Raw genomic sequence first — 19,856 nt, forward strand, 5'->3', positions numbered from 1 at the left:
AATCGTTCCCGACTTAAGGCCTTTGGCGCAAATGAAACGAACCGCTTTCTTCATCTCCGACGGTACCGGCATCACTGCGGAAACCCTTGGCCAGAGCCTCCTGGCGCAGTTCGAAACCATCACCTTCAACAAGATCACGCGACCCTACATCGACAGCGTTGAAAAAGCGCGCGCCATGGTACAGCAAATCAATAAAGCTGCGGAGGTCGACGGGGCCCGCCCGATCATCTTCGATACCATCGTGAACCAGGAAATCCGCGACATCCTGGCCACGTCCAACGGTTTCATGATCGATATCTTCTCGACTTTCCTTTCGCCGCTGGAACAGGAGCTGACGTCGCACTCGTCCTACTCGGTCGGCAAGTCCCACTCCATCGGCCACAACTCGAACTACATGGAGCGGATCGAGGCGGTCAACTTCGCCCTGGACAACGATGACGGCGCCCGCACGCACTACTACGACAAGGCGGACCTGATCCTGGTGGGCGTTTCCCGCTGCGGCAAGACGCCAACCTGCCTGTATATGGCCATGCAATACGGCATTCGTGCCGCAAACTATCCGCTGACCGAGGAAGACATGGAGCGCCTGCAGCTTCCCGCCGCCCTCAAGAAGTACAAGGACAAGCTGTTCGGCCTGACCATCGACCCCGACCGCCTCACCGCCATCCGCAACGAGCGCAAGCCCAACAGCCGCTACGCCAGCTTCGCCCAGTGCGAGTTCGAAGTGCGCGAGGTGGAAAACCTGTTCCGCCGGGAGAACATCAACTCCATCAACTCGACCCATTTCTCGGTGGAAGAGATTTCCGCCAAGATCCTGGTGGAAAAAGGCGTCGAACGCCGGCTCAAGTAAGCCGGCCGTTCAAAGAAAAAGCCCGCCTCGGCGGGCTTTTTCGTGCCTGGAAAGCAGAAACCTAGAAGGAATCCCCAGGCACCCGCACCCAACCCTCCATCAGCACGCGTGCGCTGCGGCTCATGATGGCCTTGGTGACCGCCCATTCGTCGCCAACCCTCGCCGCCTCGGCACCGACACGCAAGGTGCCCGACGGATGGCCGAAACGTACGGCACAGCGTTCGCCACCACCAGCCGCGAGGTTCACGAGGGTGCCCGGAATGGCGGCGGCGGTGCCGATGGCCACGGCAGCGGTACCCATCATGGCGTGGTGCAGCTTGCCCATGGACAGCGCGCGTACCAGCAGGTCCACGTCGCTCGCCTTCACCGTCTTGCCGCTGGCGGACGTGTAGTCCCTGGACTGCGCCACGAAGGCGACCTTCGGGGTGTGCTGCCGGGTGGCGGCCTCCTCCGGGGTCTTGATCAGCCCCATGCGCAGGGCCCCGGCAACCCGAATGGCCTCGAATCGGGCCAGTGCCTCGGCGTTTCCGTTGATGTCTTCGCGCAACTCGGTCCCGCTGTAGCCGATGTCCTCGGCATTGACGAACACGGTCGGAATACCGGCCGTGATCATGGTCGCCTTGAGCGTGCCGATGCCCGGCACTTCCAAGTCGTCCACCAGGTTTCCGGTCGGAAACATGGAGCCGCCCTCTTCGCCATCGTCGGACGGATCGAGGAACTCCAGCACGATTTCCGCTGCCGGGAAGGTCACGCCATCGAGCTCGAAGTCGCCGGTTTCCTGGACCTGGCCGTTGGTGACCGGCACATGGGCAATGATGGTTTTCTGGATGTTGGCCTGCCAGATGCGCACCACGCAGGTTCCGTTGTCGGGAATTCGCGCCGGATCCACCAGCCCGGCATGCAGCGCGAAGGCGCCAGCGGCGGTAGAGAGGTTGCCGCAGTTGCCGCTCCAGTCGACGAAAGCCTTGTCGATGGAAATCTGACCGTAGAGGTAGTCGACGTCGTGATCCGGCTGACTGCTCTTTGACAGGATTACGCACTTGCTGGTGCTGGAAGTGGCGCCGCCCATGCCGTCGATATGTGCAGAGTACGGGTCGGGACTACCGATCACACGCATGAACAGGCGGTCACGGGCTTCGCCCGGCACCTGGCAGCGTTCGGGCAGGTCCTGCAGGCGGAAGAACACGCCCTTGCTGGTGCCGCCACGGATGTAGGTGGCGGGGATTTTCACTTGGGGTACGTGGGCCATGAATGTTGTCCTGAAAGGCGTTGAACACCCTTCTCCCCCAGGGAGAAGGTGCCCGAAGGGCGGATGAGGGAAGGCAACCGCCCTCCCTCACCCCAACCCTCTCCCGGAGGGAGAGGGTGTTGTCGCGTGCCTCAGCCGACGGCTTTCTCCGACGAGGACTCCAGGAAGTCCTGGGCGAAGCGCTGCAGCACGCCGCCAGCTTCGTAGATCGATACCTCTTCGGCGGTATCCAGGCGGCAGATCACCGGCACCTTGATGGATTCGCCATTGGTACGGCGGATCACCAAGGTCAGCTCGGCGCGCGGCTTGCGCTCGCCGATCACGTCGAAGGTTTCGGTGCCGTCGATACCGAAGGTCTTGCGGGTGGTGCCCGGCTTGAACTCCAGCGGCAGCACGCCCATGCCGATCAGGTTGGTACGGTGAATGCGCTCGAAGCCTTCGGCGACGATGGCCTCGACACCCGCCAGGCGCACGCCCTTGGCCGCCCAGTCACGGGACGAGCCCTGGCCGTAGTCGGCGCCGGCGATGATGATCAGCGGCTGCTTGCGATCCATGTAGGTCTCGATGGCTTCCCACATGCGCATCACCTTGCCTTCCGGCTCGACGCGCGCCAGGGAACCCTTCTTCACCTCGCCATCGACCACAACCATCTCGTTGACCAACTGCGGGTTGGCGAAGGTGGCGCGCTGCGCAGTGAGGTGGTCGCCACGGTGAGTGGCGTAGGAGTTGAAGTCCTCCTCCGGCAGGCCCATTTTCGCCAGGTACTCGCCCGCCGCCGAGTTCGCCAGGATGGCGTTGGACGGCGACAGATGGTCGGTGGTGATGTTATCCGGCAGCACCGCCAGGGGGCGCATGCCCTTGAGGGTGCGCTCACCCGCCAGGGCGCCTTCCCAGTACGGCGGGCGGCGGATGTAGGTGCTCATCGGGCGCCAGTCGTAGAGCGGGCTATCGGCTTCCTTCACGGCGCCGAGGTCGAACATCGGGATGTAGATCTGCTTGAACTGCTCGGGCTTCACCGAGGCGGCGACAATGGCGTCGATCTCCTCGTCACTCGGCCACAGGTCCTTCAGGGTGACGGGGTTACCAGCCTGATCATGGCCCAGCACATCCTGCTCAATGTCGAAGCGCACGGTGCCGGCAATCGCGTAGGCCACCACCAGCGGCGGCGAGGCGAGGAACGCCTGCTTGGCGTAGGGGTGGATACGACCGTCGAAATTGCGGTTGCCGGAGAGTACCGCCGTGGCATAGAGATCACGGTCGATGATTTCCTGCTGGATCACCGGGTCCAGCGCACCGGACATGCCGTTACAGGTGGTGCAGGCGTAGGCGACGATGCCGAAGCCGAGCTTCTCCAGTTCCGGCAGCAGGCCGGCCTCCTCCAGGTACAGCTTGGCGACCTTCGAGCCCGGCGCGAATGACGTTTTCACCCAGGGCTTGCGTACCAGCCCGAGGTCATTGGCCTTCTTCGCCAGCAGGCCAGCGGCCACTACGTTGCGCGGGTTGGAGGTATTGGTGCAGCTGGTGATGGCGGCGATGATCACTGCGCCATCCGGCATCAGGCCATCGGCTTCCTCGGCCTTGCCGGCTTCCAGCTTGGCCTCGTCGGCAATACCGCGCTCGGCCAGCGCGGAAGTCGGTAGGCGGCGGTGGGGGTTGGAGGGGCCCGCCATGTTGCGCACCACACTGGACAGGTCGAACTGCAGCACCCGCTCGTATTCGGCGGTAACCAGCGCATCGGCCCACAGGCCGGTGGTCCGGGCGTAGTTCTCTACCAGCTCTACCTGCTCCGGCTCGCGACCGGTCAGCTTGAGGTAATCGATCGTCTGCTGGTCGATGTAGAACATCGCCGCGGTGGCGCCGTATTCCGGGCACATGTTGGAGATGGTGGCACGATCGCCGATGGACAGACTGTCAGCGCCCTCGCCGAAGAACTCGACATAGGCGCCCACCACTTTCTCCTTGCGCAGGAACTCGGTCAGGGCCAGGACGATATCGGTGGCAGTGATGCCGGGCTGGCGCTTGCCAGTCAGCTTGACGCCGACGATGTCGGGCAGGCGCATCATCGAAGCGCGGCCGAGCATCACGGTTTCCGCTTCCAGGCCGCCCACGCCAATGGCGATCACGCCGAGGGCATCCACGTGCGGGGTGTGGCTGTCGGTGCCGACACAGGTGTCTGGGAAGGCAACGCCGCCTCGCGCCTGGATCACCGGGCTCATTTTCTCCAGGTTGATCTGGTGCATGATGCCGTTGCCGGCCGGGATCACATCGACGTTCTTGAACGCGGTCTTGGTCCACTCGATGAAGTGGAAGCGGTCCTCGTTGCGGCGCTCTTCGACAGCACGGTTCTTCTCGAAGGCGTCCGGGTCGAAGCCGCCGTACTCCACGGCCAGGGAGTGGTCGACGATCAGTTGGGTCGGCACCACTGGGTTGACCTTGGACGGATCGCCGCCCTGCTCGGCGATGGCGTCGCGCAGGCCGGCCAGGTCCACCAGCGCGGTCTGGCCGAGAATGTCATGGCAGACGACGCGGGCCGGGTACCAGGGGAAGTCGAGGTCGCGCTTGCGCTCAATCAGCTGCTTGAGCGAATCGGTCAGCATGGCCGGATCGCAGCGGCGCACCAGCTGCTCGGCCAGGACGCGGGAGGTGTACGGCAGCGTGGCATAGGCGCCGGGGGCGATGGCATCCACCGCCTCGCGGGTATCGAAGTAGTCGAGTGCCGTGCCGGGCAGGCTCTTGCGGAATTGGCTATTCATGCTGTTCATGGTTAGGGGCGATCCTTGAGCGGCACAAACTTCAGGTCTTCCGGGCCGACGTAGTTGGCGCTCGGGCGGATGATCTTGCCGTCGATGCGCTGCTCGATGACATGGGAGGACCAGCCGGAGGTACGGGCGATCACGAACAGCGGGGTGAACATGGCGGTGGGCACGCCCATCATGTGGTAGCTGACGGCGCTGAACCAATCCAGGTTGGGGAACATCTTCTTGATGTCCCACATCACGCTCTCCAGGCGCTCGGCGATGTCGAACATCTTGGAGTTGTTCTGTTCGGCGGAGAGCTCGCGAGCCACTTCCTTGATCACCTTGTTGCGCGGGTCGGACACGGTGTAGACCGGGTGGCCGAAACCGATTACCACTTCTTTCTTCTCGACGCGGGCACGGATGTCAGCTTCCGCCTCGTCCGGGTTGTCGTAGCGCTTCTGGATCTCGAAGGCCACCTCGTTGGCGCCGCCATGCTTCGGCCCACGCAGCGCGCCAATGGCGCCGGTGATGCAGGAGAACATGTCGGAGCCGGTTCCGGCGATCACGCGGGAGGTGAAGGTGGAGGCGTTGAACTCGTGCTCGGCGTAGAGGATCAGCGAGGTGTGCATGGCGCGCACCCAGGAGTCGCGCGGCTTCTCGCCGTGCAGCAGGTGCAGGAAGTGACCGCCGATGGAGTCGTCGTCGGTCTCGACGTCGATGCGCTTGCCATTGTGGCTGAAGTGGTACCAGTAGAGCAGCGCGGAGCCCAGGCAGGCCATCAGCTTGTCGGCGATATCGCGAGCGCCCGGATGGTTGTGATCATCTTTTTCCGGGGACAGGCAGCCCAGCACGGAGACGGCGGTACGCATCACATCCATCGGGTGGGCGGACGGCGGCAGTTGCTCGAGGGCAGCCTTGACGCCGGCCGGCAGGCCGCGCAGGGCCTTCAGCTTGGCCTTGTAACCAGCCAGCTCAGCGACGTTCGGCAGCTTGCCGTGCACCAGCAGGTGAGCGATTTCCTCGAACTCACAGGCGTTGGCGAAATCGAGAATGTCGTAGCCACGGTAGTGCAGGTCGTTGCCGGTACGGCCGACGGTGCACAGCGCGGTGTTGCCGGCGGCGGTGCCACTCAGGGCGACGGACTTCTTCGGCTTGAAGGCAGTAGTGGTTTCGGAAGCGCTCATCGCGTGATTCTCCTCATTTCAATCCGGTTGCTTGAGTCTTGTTATTCCGCAGGCCGCACCACTAAAGGGGGCGGCCCACCTCCGGTTACTTCTTGGCAGCGAACAGCGCATCGAGCTTCTGCTCGAAGGCGTGGTAGCCGATGCGGTCGTACAGTTCCGCGCGGGTCTGCATCAGGTCGATGACTTCTTTCTGATGGCCGTCGCGGCGAATCGCGGTGTAAACAGCCTCGGCCGCCTTGTTGGCGGCACGGAAAGCCGACAGCGGATAAAGCTGGATGGCAACGCCGACCGAAGCCAGCTCATCGCGCGAGAACAGCGGGGTCGCACCGAACTCGGTGATGTTGGCCAGCACCGGTACGCCCAGCGCATCGACAAAGCGCTTGTAGGTCGGCAGGTCGTAGGCGGCTTCCGCGAAGATGGCGTCGGCACCCGCTTCCACGTAGCGCAGGCAGCGCTCGATGGCGGCATCCACGCCCTCGGCCTGAATGGCGTCGGTACGAGCGATCAGGAAGAAGTTCGGGTCGGTCTTGGCATCAGCAGCGGCTTTGACGCGATCAGTCATTTCCTCGGTGGAAACGATCTCCTTGCCCGGACGGTGACCACAGCGTTTGGCGCCGACCTGATCCTCGATGTGGGCGGCAGCGGCACCGGCCTTGATCAGGTTCTTGACGGTGCGCTCGATGTTGAAGGCGCTGGGACCGAAGCCGGTGTCGATGTCCACCAGCAGCGGCAGGTCGCAGACGTCGGTGATGCGGCGCACATCGGTGAGCACGTCGTCCAGGGTATTGATGCCCAGGTCCGGCAGACCCAGCGAGCCAGCGGCTACGCCACCACCGGACAGGTAGATGGCCTTGAAGCCGGCACGCTTGGCCAGCAGCGCATGGTTGGCGTTGATGGCGCCGATGACCTGCAGCGGATGCTCCTCGGCGATGGCGTCGCGGAAGCGCTGGCCGGCGGTTTTCTGACTCATGACTCACCTCGTGTTTTGGACGGGTTGGCGAGCGCGTCCTGGTAGTGGCGCTCGATATTGCGCTTGGAGGCACCGATGTGACGGCGCATCAGCAACTCGGCCAGTTCGCCGTCACGGTCGGCGATGGCATCGAGAATCCGGTGGTGCTCGTTGAAGGCCTGGCGGGGCCGGTTCGGCACGGTGGAGAACTGAAGGCGATACATGCGCACGAGCTGATAGAGCTCACCGCAAAGCATCTGGGTCAGGGTCTGGTTGCCGCTGCCCTGGATGATCCGATAGTGGAAGTCGAAATCGCCTTCCTGCTGGTAGTAGCCGCGCCCGGCCTGGAAGGCCTCATCGCGCTCGTGGGTATCCAGCACCCGACGCAACTCGTCGATCTCGGCCTGACTCATTCGCTCGGCGGCCAGGCGGCAAGCCATACCCTCGAGGGACTCACGGATTTCATAGAGCTCGATCAGCTCGGCATGACTAAGCGAGACCACCCTCGCACCGACATGAGGCACCCGCACCAGCAGGCGCTGGCCCTCAAGACGGTGGATCGCCTCACGCAGCGGCCCGCGGCTGATGCCGTAGGTACGCGCCAGCTCGGGCTCGGAGATCTTGCTGCCCGGAGCGATCTCGCCGCGCACGATGGCCGTCTGGATACGCCGGAAGACGCTCTCGGCAAGGGTTTCCGAGTCCAGCTGTTCAGTAACGGGAGTTTCAGGAGTGCCCAGCATGATTGTCGACACATTCTAGTTCGATGGCGCAAATTACTGCCAAAATGAACCTGATGTCAAACACCATTCGACTAATTGTCGACAATCCGCCTAATACCAAAAAATTCCTGCGCAGCATCACGCTCTAGCCATTGGCGCCATAAGCGTCTGTCGCGCCGGAAAATCCGCGTGTTAGAATGCGCGCCGCCAGCGCCAGTCTGGGCGCCAATGACTTGCCTGCTAGACTCCCAGACCCGGCGCCGCAGCCAAGATGGCCGTGGGCCGGGCTCCTGGACCGATGACCGCGTTACGCTCAAAGGACTTATGACACTCAAGCCCTTCGCCCCATTTGCCTGCCTGCTTGCCCTCCCGGGCCTTGGCTTCGCCACCGAGAAGACTGTCTACGGCCTCAATGAATACGCCAAGCTGAAAGGTCTCGACCTGGAAGTTGCGGCCAAGCTCGACACCGGCGCCAAGACGGCGTCCCTCAGTGCGCGCGATATCGAGCGTTTCAAGAAAGACGGCGAGCCCTGGGTTCGCTTCTACCTGGCCATTGACGATGCCCACGAGCATCCGATCGAGCGCCCGCTGGCCCGAATCAGCAAGATCAAACGCCGCGCCGGGGACTACAACCCCGACGAAGGCAAGACGTACACCGCACGCCCGGTCATCGAACTGGAGGTGTGCATGGGCAAGGCCCTGCGGCAGATCGAAGTGAACCTCACCGACCGCAGTGCTTTCCAATACCCGCTTCTGATCGGCTCCGAGGCGCTCAAGCGCTTCGATGCACTGGTCGACCCGAGCCTTAAATACGCTGCCGGCAAACCCGGTTGTGCCACCGACGCAAACTCTGACGAGTAACCCACATGCGCTCTCTTACCCTGCATCTGAAAGTCCTGATCACCCTGTTGGTGAGTCTGGGCGTTCTGATAACGGCCTACCAGATATTCATCCAGGGCATCCCGATTACCGAGGATGCGACCGACGACCTCTGGAACATCGACGCCAAGGTCGAGTTCCAGGCGAGCCCGCGAGACCCGGTCAAGGTCCAGATGTTCGTTCCGCCGCTGAACCGGGACTACGTCAGCCTCAACGAGAGCTTCATCTCCAATAACTACGGGGTGAGCATCAATCGCGTGGATGGCAACCGCAAGGTGACCTGGTCCGCGCGCCGCGCCAGTGGCAACCAGACCCTTTACTACCGCCTGGTGCTGACCAAGCGCTACAGCGGCGAGAAGCCCAAGGACAAAGGGCCGATCTTCCGTGACAGCATCCCGGTGGAAGGCCCCGAGAAGATCGCCGCCGAGGCCCTGCTGGCGCCCATCCGCCAGCACTCGGCCGACGTCGAAACCTTCATCAGCGAGACCATCAAGCGGGTCAACAACCTGAACGATGACAACGTCAAGCTGCTGCTGGCCGGCGACACCAGCACGCCGAACAAGGCCAAGGCCATCGAACTGCTGCTGTCCATCGCCCATGTGCCAATGGAGCGCGTCCACACTATCCGCCTGATGAGCGAACAGGCCCAGAGCCCCGAGCTCTGGCTGCGCAGCTTCAACGGCGAGAACTGGCTGTACTTCAACCCCGACAGCGGCGAGCAGGGCCTGCCCAGCGACCGCCTGATCTGGTGGACCGGTGACGACAACCTGATCAACGTCGACGGCGGCAAGAAGGTCCAGGTGACCTTCAGCATGAACAACAGCGAGATGAACGCCATCCGTCTGGCCAAGCTGACCGACGAGAACACCGACGCCGACTTCCTCGAGTACTCGCTCTACGGCCTGCCGCTGCAGACCCAGCAGACCTACCAGATCATGATCATGATCCCGATCGGTGTGCTGGTGATCCTGATCCTGCGTAACCTTGGCGGCCTGCAGACTCTGGGCACTTTCACCCCGGTGCTGATCGCCCTCGCCTTCCGCGAAACCCAACTGGGCTTCGGCATCGTGCTGTTCACCATCATCACTGCGCTCGGTCTGTCACTACGGTCGTACCTTGAGCACTTGAAGCTGCAGATGCTGCCAAGGCTGTCGGTAGTGCTGACCTTCGTGGTGGTGCTGATCGCGGTGATCAGCCTGCTCAGCCACAAGCTCGGCCTGGAGCGCGGCCTGTCCGTCGCCCTGTTCCCGATGGTGATCCTGACCATGACCATCGAACGCCTGTCCATCACCTGGGAAGAGCGCGGCGGCGGCCATGCCTTCAAGGTAGCGATCGGCACCCTGATCGCGGCCACCCTGGCGCACCTGCTGATGACCATACCGGAGCTGACCTACTTCATCTTCACCTTCCCGGCGGTCCTTCTGATCATGGTGGGCTTCATGCTGGCGATGGGTCGCTACCGCGGCTACCGCCTGACCGAACTTTTCCGCTTCAAAGCCTTCCTGAAGGACTGAGCCATGTTCGGCCTGATCAAGACGTGGAAAGCCCTCGAGGCCAAAGGCATCATGGGCATCAATCGGCGAAACGCGGACTACGTGCTGAAGTACAACAAACGGCACCTGTATCCGATCGTCGACGACAAGATCATCACCAAGCAGCGCGCCATCGAGGCGGGGATCCACGTACCGGAAATGTACGGGGTCATTTCCACCGAGAAGGAAATCGAGAAGCTCAACGAGATCATCGGCGAGCGTAACGACTTCGTGATCAAGCCGGCGCAAGGCGCCGGCGGCGACGGCATCCTGGTGATCGCCGACCGCTTCGAAGGGCGCTACAAGACAGTCTCTGGCAAGATCATCAGCCACGAGGAAATCGAGCACCAGATTTCCTCGATCCTCACCGGCCTCTACTCCCTCGGCGGGCACCGTGACCGCGCGCTGATCGAGTACCGCGTGACCCCGGACCAGATCTTCAAGAGCATCAGCTACGAAGGCGTACCGGACATCCGCATCATCGTGCTGATGGGTTACCCGGTGATGGCCATGCTGCGCCTGCCGACCCGCCAGTCCAACGGCAAGGCCAACCTCCACCAGGGCGCCATCGGCGTCGGCGTGGACCTGGCCACCGGCGTCACCCTGCGCGGCACCTGGCTGAACAACAAGATCGCCAAGCACCCAGACACCACCAACGCGGTAGACGGCGTGCAACTGCCAAACTGGGACGGCTTCATGAAGCTGGCCGCCGGCTGCTACGAGTTGTGCGGCCTGGGCTACATCGGTGTCGACATGGTGCTGGACCAGGACAAGGGCCCGTTGATCCTCGAACTCAACGCCCGTCCCGGCCTGAACATCCAGATCGCCAACGACTGCGGCCTGACCCACCGCGCCCACGCCGTCGAGGCCCGCCTCGAAGAGCTGAAGGCCAAGGGCATCCAGGAAACCCCGGAAGAGCGCGTGCGCTTTTCCCAGGAGCTCTTCGGCCATGTGCGGCCGGCTGAGATCTGATTCACGCGGCATGAAAGAGCCCGGCCAAGTGCCGGGCTTTTTCTTTGCTCTGTGAGCGAATTCATTCACGATTCCTGGCAGGTCCGCCCGGAATCGACTGCTCTCTCCCTCTCCCCCGCCCTGTGCCCCGGCCTGATCGCTTCGCGCTCAGTCGTTCATCGGCACCCGAAGCGGTGCTTCCGAAAGCGTGCCTCTTCACCCCACAAGCAGGCGAGGGGTGACTCGCACCAGCAAGGGCCGGACATTCCTGAAGCCCAAAACGGCCTGAAACCGAACAAAAGCGGCGGAGCGGCGACTCCGCCCCGTCAGAAGGCCGAGTGGTTCAGCATCCGGACGCTTAAGAAAAGTGATTCGCCGGGAGGCGAAACAGAAACATCAAGCCAGTTCGAAAATGAGCTGAACCATCGAATCCCAAGCCTTCCCAACCAGAAAGAAAAAGGGGCCCTCCGGCGAGCCGTTTGCTTAATCTGTTGAAGTCGTAAGGCTCGGTGAAGCGCGAGTGCATCATCGACTTCACTGGGTCTTTAACCGGCACGAGGCGCATGGCCGGAGGGCGGATGGCATTCCACGCTTGCCAAGATGCACAATTTGACTCAGATTGTCATCAATACTGATGAGGAGTTGCACTATGCGCACCACTGTCACCATTGATGACGCTCTCTACCAAAAGGCGCTTGAAATGGCCGATCCGGGCATGGATAAAGCAGACATTTTCCGCGAAGCCATCAAAACCTTTGTACGAGTGCAAGCAGGAAAGCGTCTTGCAGCCCTTGGAGGGACGATGCCTGAGATTCGGGACGTGCCGCGCCGCCGTGGCGAGTCAGTTTAGCGATGGCCGTGCTTATCGACACTTCGGTTTGGATAGACCACTTCCGAAACGGCAATGATGGGCTGGTTAATCTGATTGGGCTTGATCTTGCGATGACGCATCCAATGGTTATTGTTGAAATTTCCTGCGGAACACCGCCAGCGCCAAGAGCCCAGACGCTGCATAACATTTCTCTTTTGCTGCAATGCAGTCAGGCGAGTTTGAGCGAGGTGATGGACTTCATCGAACGCGAAAAACTGTATGGCCTTGGGTGCGGGTTAGTGGACATCGCACTTCTTGCTTCCACGCTCATGACACCTGGCACAGAACTATGGACGTTTGATAAGCGTCTTGCTGAATTGGCCAGTAGGTTCGGCGTGGCGCACAATCCAGCCCTGCACTAAGCATTGGCGGGTTGATCTCAGGCTTGACCGCTTTCCCTGATAAAATTTCTTGCCAATAACTAACCCCTAAGAATTTGAAGCGGATAGCCACATCCAAGGCTGTCCGCTTCAAATTTTCAACAGATTAAGCAAACGGCTCGGCCTTCCGGCCCCTTCTTCATTTACCTCGACAACCTCAATCGTTGCTCGGCTTGTTCACCGCGTGCAGCACGTACTGCGGTAGGGCGAAGGCGCCGACGTGGATTTCCGGGTTGTAGTAACGGGTCACGATGCCGCTGCCCGCGTAGCGCTGGCGCAGGGTTTCCACCGGCAGCTTGCGCAACTCGGGATCGGTGGCGCCCCAGGCGAAGGTCATGGCGCCACCGATGTAGGTCGGTACGGCCGCCTGATAGAAGTGCCAATCGGCGAACAGGCCGTTCATGCGGCTGGCCGTATTCTGCACCTCTCCGAGCTGCATGAAAGGGGTGCCGTTCTGAGTCACCAGCACGCCACCGTCGTTCAGGCAGCGACGGCAAGCCTGGTAGAAGTTCTCGGAGAACAGCACTTCGCCCGGACCGATGGGGTCGGTGGAGTCGGAGATGATCACGTCGAACTTCTCCTCGGTGGTAGCGACAAAGCGCATGCCGTCGTCGATCACCAGGTTCAGGCGCGGGTCTTCGTAAGCCCCCTTGGAGTGGTTGGGCAGGTACTCCTTGCACATATCCACCACCGTGCCATCGATCTCGACCATGGTGATGCGCTCGATGTCGCGGTGCTTGCGCACTTCACGCAGCATGCCGCCGTCGCCACCACCGATGATCAGCACGCTCTTGACCGCACCATGGGCAAGGATCGGCACATGAGTGAGCATCTCGTGGTAGATGAACTCGTCCGCCTCGGTGGTCTGGATGACGCCGTCCAGAGCCATCACACGGCCCATGCGCGCGTTCTCGAAGATCACCAGGTGCTGGTGCTCGGTGCGCACTTCGTGCAGCAGCTTGTCCATGCGAAAGCGCTGGCCGTATCCGTCGTAGAGAGTTTCCTGGTAGTCGCTCATGGGTTGTCTCCCCTGCTGGCTGTGTTAGCGGACGGTGCCTGAAGGCCGCCCCATGAAAAGGCGCGCATTCTACGATGGCTTCGATGTCAGGTCGAACCGCAACGGGAGAATTTGAAAGTCAGTTTTGCAGAGACGACGCGGCGCCAAGAGAATATCGTCGCTCCATGACTGCAATCGCTCTCTCCATTCGATCCCGCGAGCCCATCGAGCCCATGCGCCTTGAATATTTCGAGCCCTGGAGCTGGAATCAGTTCCAGCAACATTTCACCCTGCGCCGCCTGCCCGGCGTCGAGCGCCTGACCGCAGACAGCTATTGCCGAAGCTTTCGCCTGGGCGAACGCAGCGGCTGGTTCTGCTTGCGTCCGCTGCCTGGGGCCCTGAAACTGGAACTGAGCCCGTCGGCCCAGGACCTGGCGCCCCAGTTGGCGCCACGCATCCGGCAGATGTTCGACCTGGACAGCGATCCAGCCGCCATCGCCCATCACTTGGGACGCGACCCGCTGCTGCAAGGACTGTTGGCGCGCTACCCGGGCTTGCGTCTGCCGGTTGCCTTCGACCCCTTCGAGCAAGGGGTGCGCACCATCATTGGCCAGCAAGTAACGGTGAAGGCCGCGGTGACCATCGCCGGGCGCCTGGTGGAGCGCCTCGGCGAGCCACTGGAAAACGCCGAGAACGATGGCCCGCAGCGGCTCTTCCCCACCCCGCAGGCCATCGCCTACGACACGCTGCCCGGCATCGGCATGCCCGGCAAACGTGTCGACACCTTGCGCCGCTTCGCCCTGGCGGTAGCCGATGGCAGCTTGGAACTGAGCCTGGCGGCCGGCGTCGAAGCCCTGGTCGAGCGTCTCTGCGCCCTGCCCGGTATCGGCCGCTGGACCGCCGAATACATTGCCCTGCGCGCCTTTGGCCAGCCGGACGCCTTTCCCACGGCCGACCTCGGGCTGCTCAAGTCGCCACTCTGGGGTCCGGACGGCATCAGCGCAAAAGAACTGGCAAGCCGCGCCGAACAATGGCGCCCCTGGCGCGCGTACGCCGCCGTTTATCTCTGGCAGAGTTACGCCGAGGAGAAGTAGGAATGCACTACCGCTACCACGACAGCCCGATCGGCCCGCTCCTGCTGGCGGGCGACGACAGCGGCCTGAAGCTGCTGCACATGGATGCTGCCCAGCCCTGGGAGCTCGATGCCGCCTGGCAACCTGCCCAAAAGCAGCTGGACGAGGCCTTCCGCCAGCTGGACCGCTACTTCCAGGGGCGCCTGAAGCGCTTCGAGCTGCGTCTAGCTCCGCGTGGCACGGCGTTCCAGCAGACTGTCTGGCAGGCCCTGCAGGGCATTCCCTATGGCCAGACCACCAGCTACAGCGAGCTGGCCGAGCGCATTGGCAACCCCAAGTCGGTGCGCGCCGTGGGCACAGCCAACGGCGCCAACCCCATTGCCATCGTCATACCCTGCCATCGGGTGATCGGTCGCGACGGCAGCCTGACCGGCTACGCCGGCGGCCTGGAACGCAAGGCGCTGCTGCTCAAACTGGAAGGGGTGAAGCTGTTGCCGGAGCAGGACCAGCTCCTGCTGATCTGAGCGCTCAGGGTTGGCGGACGCGCGCCAATACCTTCGGCGGATCGGCCAGCGGCAGCTCGATGATCAGGCCCTCCCCGTTTTTCGGCGACACCCCGGTCAGCGCCTTGATGTTCACCTGATGGCTGACCATGACCACTGGCCTGTCCTTGGGCACCTTTTCGATGGCCTTGCGCAACTCCACGGTCTGCGCCGCCTGGCTGTCTGGATCGCTGAAAAAGGAATCCAGCGCCGAGAGCACTTCCACGGCGCCCAGCCCCATTTCCTGGGCGGTGTCCTGCGCACGGCACCAGTTGCTGGTATAGAGGCGGGGTTGTTCCACCTTGCGCCGCACCAGCAGCCTGCCCCAACGTTTCGCCTCCTGGCGGCCCTTGTCGCTGAGATTGCGCTGGGTACTGCAATCCCCCAGGCGAAAACCCTCCGGGTCGCCGGTACCAGGGGCCGTGGTATGCCGCAACAGGAGAAAGGCCTTGCCATCTCGCAGGGCCTGCCAGGCGGATTTCTGGTCGGCGGCCACCGGAGAGGCCAGCAGCGCAAGCAACATCAGGACGATGAGACGGGTCATGGCCTGGTCGCCGGTCGCAACGCCCAGCCGCCGATTGCCCGGTACGGGCCTGGGGCGGGGCGAACCGCAGCGACGCAAAGGCAGTAACCCATGGGGACGCTCTCAGATGGATGCAGTCACCCCAAGGATAGATCGGCCGACAGAAGCCTTCCTCGCGCTCCGTCAGACGATTTCAAGCCGGATCAGACGCGCGCCAAATCGATCACTGCAAAGCTGGCCACGGTTTCGTGACCTTCCAGCACGCCACCCTCACGGGCCAGGCCGATGGTTTGCATGCCAGCGTCGCGGGCAGCGTCCAGTTCCTGGGCCACATCGGACAGGAAGAGGATCTGCTCGCCCGGCAGACCGATGGCCGAGGCGATACGCTGGTAGGAGGACGCCTCGCGCTTGGGACCGGAGGTGGTGTCGAAGTAGCCGGAGAACAACGGCGCCAGATCACCGGCCTCCGAGCAGCCGAAGATCAGCTTCTGCGCCTGGATGGAGCCGGATGAGTACACATAGAGGTCGTAGCCCTCCTGCTTCCAGCGGCGCAGCGCCTCCACGGCATCCGGGTAGACGTGCCCCTTGAGCTGGCCAGCGTGGTAGCCCTGCTCCCAGACCATGCCTTGCAACGCCTTGAGCGGCGTGGCTTTTCGGTCTTCGGCGATCCAGCCCAGGAGGATTTCCACCACCCGCTCCAGGCTGGCCCCGGCTTCGCCGCTTTCCATGCGCACCGCGTCGATCTGCTGCGCCACTGCTGGCTCGCCCGCGTGGGCCTGAACGAACTCCGGCAAGTGGCGTGCGGCGTAGGGGAACAGCACGTCGAAAACGAAGCTCACCGCGCTGGTGGTGCCTTCGATGTCAGTAAGGATGGCCTTGATGGGCATTGGGAACTCCAGGTGAATCGGTATGGCTCCTACAACTCAGTCTTCGAGCTGCGGGAAGCGCTTGGCGATTTCGTCGCCGGTGAACTGGGCGACCCAGCCTTCCGGATTATTGAACAGACGGATGGCGACGAAATGCGGATGCTCGCCCATGTCGAACCAGTGACGGGTGCCAGCCGGTACCGAGATCAGGTCGTTCTTCTCGCAAAGCACGGCGTAGACGTAGTCGTCGATGTGCAGGGTGAACAGGCCGCGCCCGGCGACGAAGAAGCGCACCTCGTCTTCACCATGGCGGTGCTCGTCGAGGAACTTGGCGCGAAATTCGGCCTTTTGCGGGTGGTCGCTGGTGAGGCTCACCACGTCCACCGTGACATAACCCTGCTCCTGCATCAGCCGGTCGATCTGCGGGCGGTAGGCGGCAAGCACCTCCTCCTGGCTCGCACCCGGCGCAATGGGTTCGGACGCCTCCCAGCGCTCGAAGCGCACGCCGACGGATGCGAGTGTGGAGGCGATGTCGTCCAGGTGGGTCAGGACCTTGTTCGGCAGGTCCGGGCTGGATTCGTGGTAGACAGTCAGGCTGCTCATCGGGGTACTCCTTGCGGGCGCCTCCCAGCTCTCGGGCGGGTCGGACGGCACCGTTATCAATAGGCACCTTCGTGCGAAGGAAGCATCAACGCTGGGTGATCGAGCGCGTTTTCAGCTCGCACTCGAAGAGGAATTCGAAGGCTTCGACCTGGCGCAGGGCATCGCTCATGCGCGGTCCCCAAGTATAGAGGCCGTGACCCCGGATCAGGTAACCCACGCAGTCGGGGTGCTGGTCCAGCCAGGGCTGCACCTTGGCGGCCAGGCGAGCGATGTCCTGGTCGTTGTCGAAAATCGGCACCAGCACCTGGGATTCGTGGGTATCGATACCGCTGAAGGCTTTCTGCAGTTCGTAGTCGGCGAACACCAGTGACTCGGCCAGGGTCAGCCGCGACAGCACGGTGGCATTCACGGAATGGGTGTGCAGCACCGCGCCGATCTCCGGCTTCCAGCGATAGAGTTGGGTATGCAGCAGGGTTTCCGCCGAAGGCTTCTTGCCCGGCTCCAGGCTGTTGCCATTCAGGTCGGTGGCCAGCACGTCGTCCGGACCGAGTTGACCCTTGTGCTTGCCGGAGACGGTCAGCAGTGCCTCGGTGGCGGACAGCCGCGTGGAATAGTTGCTGCTGGTGGCCGGAGACCAGCCGCGGCCGTACAGGAAGCGGCCGGCGTCGATGATTTCCTGGGCGAGTTGTTGGCGATTCATGCCCGCTCCTCTTGCAATTGGGTGGCAATGATAACGGCTGCGGCAAGTGCCGCGAGACTGGCAATGACGTAAGTCCAGACCGGCCCCAGGCTGCTCCAGCTATAGCCTGAGTAGAGCGCGCCAAGAGCGCCGCCGATGCCCGCCAGGGCCGCGTAGAGCGCCTGGCTCTGGCCTTGCTGGCGCGGTCCGAACTGACGTTGCACGAAATGGATGGCGGCCGCGTGAAAGCTGCCGAACGTGGCCGCGTGCAGCAATTGGGCAAACAACAGCACCGGCAACTGATCGGCGAAATTGCCGATCAGCAGCCAGCGCAAGGCAGCAATCAGGAAACTGGCCAACAGCACCACACGCACCGAGTAGCGCGCCAGGATCCGCGCCATCACCAGGAACAGCAGCACTTCCGCCACCACGCCCAGCGCCCAGAGCTGGCCGATCAGGCTGCGCGAATAGCCGAGCGACTCCAGGTAGATGGTCTGGAAGCTGTAGTAGGGCCCATGGGACAACTGCATCAATCCCACACATGCATAGAAGGCCAGCACGCCCGGCTGGCGCAGCTGGGCGAAGAAACCACCCTGCCCTGCAACGTCCGGCCGCGCCTGGGGTACGGCATTAGGCACCCAGAAGCTGCTGAGAACAATGCCACCCATGATGACCACCAGCGTCCAGGGATAGAGGTCCAGGCTGAACAGTTCGAACAGCGTGCCCAGACCGATCACCGTGAGGATGAAGCCGATGGAGCCCCAGAGCCGGACCTGGCTGTAGCGCTCCGCCTGCTCCTTGAGATGGGCCAGGGTGATGACCTCGAACTGCGGCAGGACGGCATGCCAGAAGAAGGCATGCAGCGCCATGATCAGCGCCAGCCACGCGTAGCTGTGGCTGACGAAGATCAACGAGAAAGTCAGCAGGGTACAGAAGGCGCCGAAGCGCACGATATCCAGGCGGCGGCCACTACGGTCGCCCAGCCAGCCCCAGAGGTTGGGCGCCACGCAGCGCATCAGCATGGGAATGGCCAGCAGCTCGCCGATGCGCGCACTGGAAAACCCCAGGTGCGCGAAATACAGGCCAAGGAAGGGCGCCGTGGCGCCCAGCAGGGAAAAGTAGAAGAGGTAGAAGCTGGACAGCCGCCAATAGGGCAGCGCGCTCGCGCCGCCCGTCACAGCTGGCCGAGCACCGGGGTTTCAACCCGCACGTCGGCGTTCTGCCCGCGATGACGCAGCAGGTGGTCCATCAGCACGATGGCCATCATGGCTTCAGCGATCGGGGTGGCGCGAATGCCCACGCAGGGGTCATGGCGACCCTTGGTGACCACATCCACCGGGTTGCCGTTGATGTCGATGGACCGCCCGGGGGTCGTAATGCTGGAGGTGGGCTTGAGCGCGAGGTTCGCGATGATCGGCTGGCCGGAAGAGATGCCACCGAGAATGCCGCCGGAATTGTTGCTGAGGAAGCCTTCCGGGGTCAGCTCGTCGCGGTGTTCGGTGCCACGCTGGGCCACGCAGTCGAAACCGGCGCCGATCTCGACGCCCTTCACTGCGTTGATGCTCATCAGCGCATGGGCCAGTTCGGCGTCCAGACGGTCGAAGATCGGCTCGCCCAGGCCCGGCGGAACGCCTTCGGCTACCACGGTGATCTTCGCGCCCACCGAATCCTGGTCGCGGCGCAGCTGGTCCATGTAGGCCTCCAGCTCCGGCACCTTGTCCGGGTCGGGGCTGAAGAAGGCGTTCTGCTCGACGCTGTCCCAGGTCTTGAAGGGAATCTCGATGGGGCCGAGCTGGCTCATGTAGCCGCGCACGGTAATGCCCTGGGTGGCCAGGAATTTCTTGGCGATGGCGCCTGCGGCTACGCGCATGGCGGTTTCCCGCGCCGAGGAGCGGCCACCGCCGCGGTAGTCGCGGATGCCGTACTTGTGGTGATAGGTGTAGTCGGCGTGGGCCGGGCGGAACAGGTCCTTGATGGCCGAGTAGTCCTTGGACTTCTGGTCGGTATTGCGGATCAGCAGGCCGATGGCGCAACCGGTGGTCTTGCCTTCGAACACGCCGGAGAGGATTTCCACCTCATCGGCTTCCTGGCGCTGGGTAGTGTGGCGGCTGGTACCCGGCTTGCGGCGATCGAGGTCACGCTGCAGGTCGCCCTCGGACAGTTCCATCCCCGGCGGGCAGCCGTCGACTATGGCGACCAGCGCCGGACCATGGCTTTCGCCAGCGGTGGTGACGGTGAACAGCTTGCCGTAGGTGTTGCCGGACATGCACA

Annotated in this window: 20 protein-coding genes; 8 read left to right on the forward strand and 12 right to left on the reverse strand. The window is 63.0% G+C overall.

Annotation, left to right across the window (positions count from 1 at the left end; all coding sequences use genetic code 11):
* The first annotated feature begins 31 nt into the window (after positions 1-31).
* Entirely contained in the window at positions 32-850 is an 819-nt protein-coding gene (ppsR, locus tag THL1_RS18165; RefSeq protein ID WP_069084524.1) for a posphoenolpyruvate synthetase regulatory kinase/phosphorylase PpsR, read from the forward strand.
* A 61-nt stretch (positions 851-911) separates the two neighbouring features.
* Here the strand turns inward: ppsR and prpF are convergent, their stop codons facing one another.
* The 5 genes from prpF to THL1_RS18190 form a co-directional block, all read right to left on the reverse strand.
* Positions 912-2,099, reverse strand: coding sequence for a 2-methylaconitate cis-trans isomerase PrpF (prpF, locus tag THL1_RS18170; protein WP_069084525.1), 1,188 nt, complete (start codon positions 2,097-2,099; stop codon positions 912-914).
* A gap of 131 nt (positions 2,100-2,230) precedes the next feature.
* A complete protein-coding gene (acnD, locus tag THL1_RS18175; RefSeq protein WP_069086559.1) occupies positions 2,231-4,852 on the reverse strand; it encodes a Fe/S-dependent 2-methylisocitrate dehydratase AcnD in 2,622 nt (873 codons plus the stop codon).
* Between the two features lie 11 nt (positions 4,853-4,863).
* Positions 4,864-6,021 carry a bifunctional 2-methylcitrate synthase/citrate synthase gene (gene prpC, locus THL1_RS18180; protein WP_069084526.1) on the reverse strand — a complete coding sequence of 386 codons (1,158 nt, stop codon included), beginning with the start codon at positions 6,019-6,021 and terminating at the stop codon, positions 4,864-4,866.
* Between the two features lie 85 nt (positions 6,022-6,106).
* On the reverse strand, positions 6,107-6,991 hold the full coding sequence (gene prpB / locus THL1_RS18185) for a methylisocitrate lyase (RefSeq protein WP_069084527.1): 885 nt from the start codon (positions 6,989-6,991) through the stop codon (positions 6,107-6,109).
* Positions 6,988-7,710, reverse strand: a complete 723-nt coding sequence (locus tag THL1_RS18190) for a GntR family transcriptional regulator (RefSeq protein WP_069084528.1) — start codon at positions 7,708-7,710, stop codon at positions 6,988-6,990. Before THL1_RS18190 ends, prpB begins: the two co-directional genes overlap by 4 nt.
* Positions 7,711-8,013: 303 nt before the next feature.
* Here THL1_RS18190 and THL1_RS18195 point away from each other — a divergent pair, with 303 nt between their 5' ends.
* From THL1_RS18195 to THL1_RS18215, 5 genes are all read left to right on the forward strand, one after another.
* A complete protein-coding gene (locus THL1_RS18195; protein WP_069084529.1) occupies positions 8,014-8,550 on the forward strand; it encodes an ATP-dependent zinc protease in 537 nt (178 codons plus the stop codon).
* Between the two features lie 5 nt (positions 8,551-8,555).
* Positions 8,556-10,082 carry an inactive transglutaminase family protein gene (locus THL1_RS18200; RefSeq protein ID WP_069084530.1) on the forward strand — a complete coding sequence of 509 codons (1,527 nt, stop codon included), beginning with the start codon at positions 8,556-8,558 and terminating at the stop codon, positions 10,080-10,082.
* Between the two features lie 3 nt (positions 10,083-10,085).
* On the forward strand, positions 10,086-11,072 hold the full coding sequence (locus tag THL1_RS18205) for an alpha-L-glutamate ligase-like protein (RefSeq protein WP_069084531.1): 987 nt from the start codon (positions 10,086-10,088) through the stop codon (positions 11,070-11,072).
* 628 nt (positions 11,073-11,700) lie between these two features.
* Entirely contained in the window at positions 11,701-11,901 is a 201-nt protein-coding gene (locus tag THL1_RS18210; protein ID WP_069084532.1) for a type II toxin-antitoxin system VapB family antitoxin, read from the forward strand.
* Between the two features lie 2 nt (positions 11,902-11,903).
* Positions 11,904-12,284 (forward strand): type II toxin-antitoxin system VapC family toxin, encoded by a 381-nt coding sequence (locus tag THL1_RS18215; RefSeq protein WP_069084533.1) that lies wholly within the window; start codon positions 11,904-11,906, stop codon positions 12,282-12,284.
* 175 nt (positions 12,285-12,459) lie between these two features.
* Here THL1_RS18215 and speE read toward each other — a convergent pair whose 3' ends face one another.
* The gene (gene speE, locus THL1_RS18220) at positions 12,460-13,320 is read right to left on the reverse strand and encodes a polyamine aminopropyltransferase (RefSeq protein ID WP_069084534.1); all 861 of its coding nucleotides are present in this window, start codon (positions 13,318-13,320) and stop codon (positions 12,460-12,462) included.
* 212 nt (positions 13,321-13,532) lie between these two features.
* Here speE and THL1_RS18225 point away from each other — a divergent pair, with 212 nt between their 5' ends.
* Both THL1_RS18225 and THL1_RS18230 read left to right on the forward strand, forming a co-directional pair.
* Positions 13,533-14,393, forward strand: a complete 861-nt coding sequence (locus THL1_RS18225) for a DNA-3-methyladenine glycosylase family protein (protein ID WP_069086560.1) — start codon at positions 13,533-13,535, stop codon at positions 14,391-14,393.
* 2 nt (positions 14,394-14,395) lie between these two features.
* On the forward strand, positions 14,396-14,896 hold the full coding sequence (locus tag THL1_RS18230; RefSeq protein ID WP_069084535.1) for a methylated-DNA--[protein]-cysteine S-methyltransferase: 501 nt from the start codon (positions 14,396-14,398) through the stop codon (positions 14,894-14,896).
* A gap of 4 nt (positions 14,897-14,900) precedes the next feature.
* Here the strand turns inward: THL1_RS18230 and THL1_RS18235 are convergent, their stop codons facing one another.
* From THL1_RS18235 to aroC, 6 genes are all read right to left on the reverse strand, one after another.
* Positions 14,901-15,458: a histidine phosphatase family protein gene (locus tag THL1_RS18235; RefSeq protein ID WP_069084536.1), complete on the reverse strand. Its 558-nt coding sequence runs from the start codon at positions 15,456-15,458 to the stop codon at positions 14,901-14,903.
* 182 nt (positions 15,459-15,640) lie between these two features.
* On the reverse strand, positions 15,641-16,324 hold the full coding sequence (gene mtnC, locus THL1_RS18240; protein WP_069084537.1) for an acireductone synthase: 684 nt from the start codon (positions 16,322-16,324) through the stop codon (positions 15,641-15,643).
* Between the two features lie 36 nt (positions 16,325-16,360).
* Positions 16,361-16,906: a 1,2-dihydroxy-3-keto-5-methylthiopentene dioxygenase gene (locus THL1_RS18245; RefSeq protein ID WP_069084538.1), complete on the reverse strand. Its 546-nt coding sequence runs from the start codon at positions 16,904-16,906 to the stop codon at positions 16,361-16,363.
* A gap of 85 nt (positions 16,907-16,991) precedes the next feature.
* The gene (locus tag THL1_RS18250; protein ID WP_069084539.1) at positions 16,992-17,606 is read right to left on the reverse strand and encodes a methylthioribulose 1-phosphate dehydratase; all 615 of its coding nucleotides are present in this window, start codon (positions 17,604-17,606) and stop codon (positions 16,992-16,994) included.
* Positions 17,603-18,763 (reverse strand): MFS transporter, encoded by a 1,161-nt coding sequence (locus THL1_RS18255; protein ID WP_069084540.1) that lies wholly within the window; start codon positions 18,761-18,763, stop codon positions 17,603-17,605. Before THL1_RS18255 ends, THL1_RS18250 begins: the two co-directional genes overlap by 4 nt.
* A complete protein-coding gene (aroC, locus tag THL1_RS18260; RefSeq protein ID WP_069084541.1) occupies positions 18,760-19,851 on the reverse strand; it encodes a chorismate synthase in 1,092 nt (363 codons plus the stop codon). Before aroC ends, THL1_RS18255 begins: the two co-directional genes overlap by 4 nt.
* Positions 19,852-19,856: the final 5 nt, after the last annotated feature.

The organism is Pseudomonas sp. TCU-HL1, from assembly GCF_001708505.1.
Classification (GTDB): Bacteria; Pseudomonadota; Gammaproteobacteria; order Pseudomonadales; family Pseudomonadaceae; genus Metapseudomonas.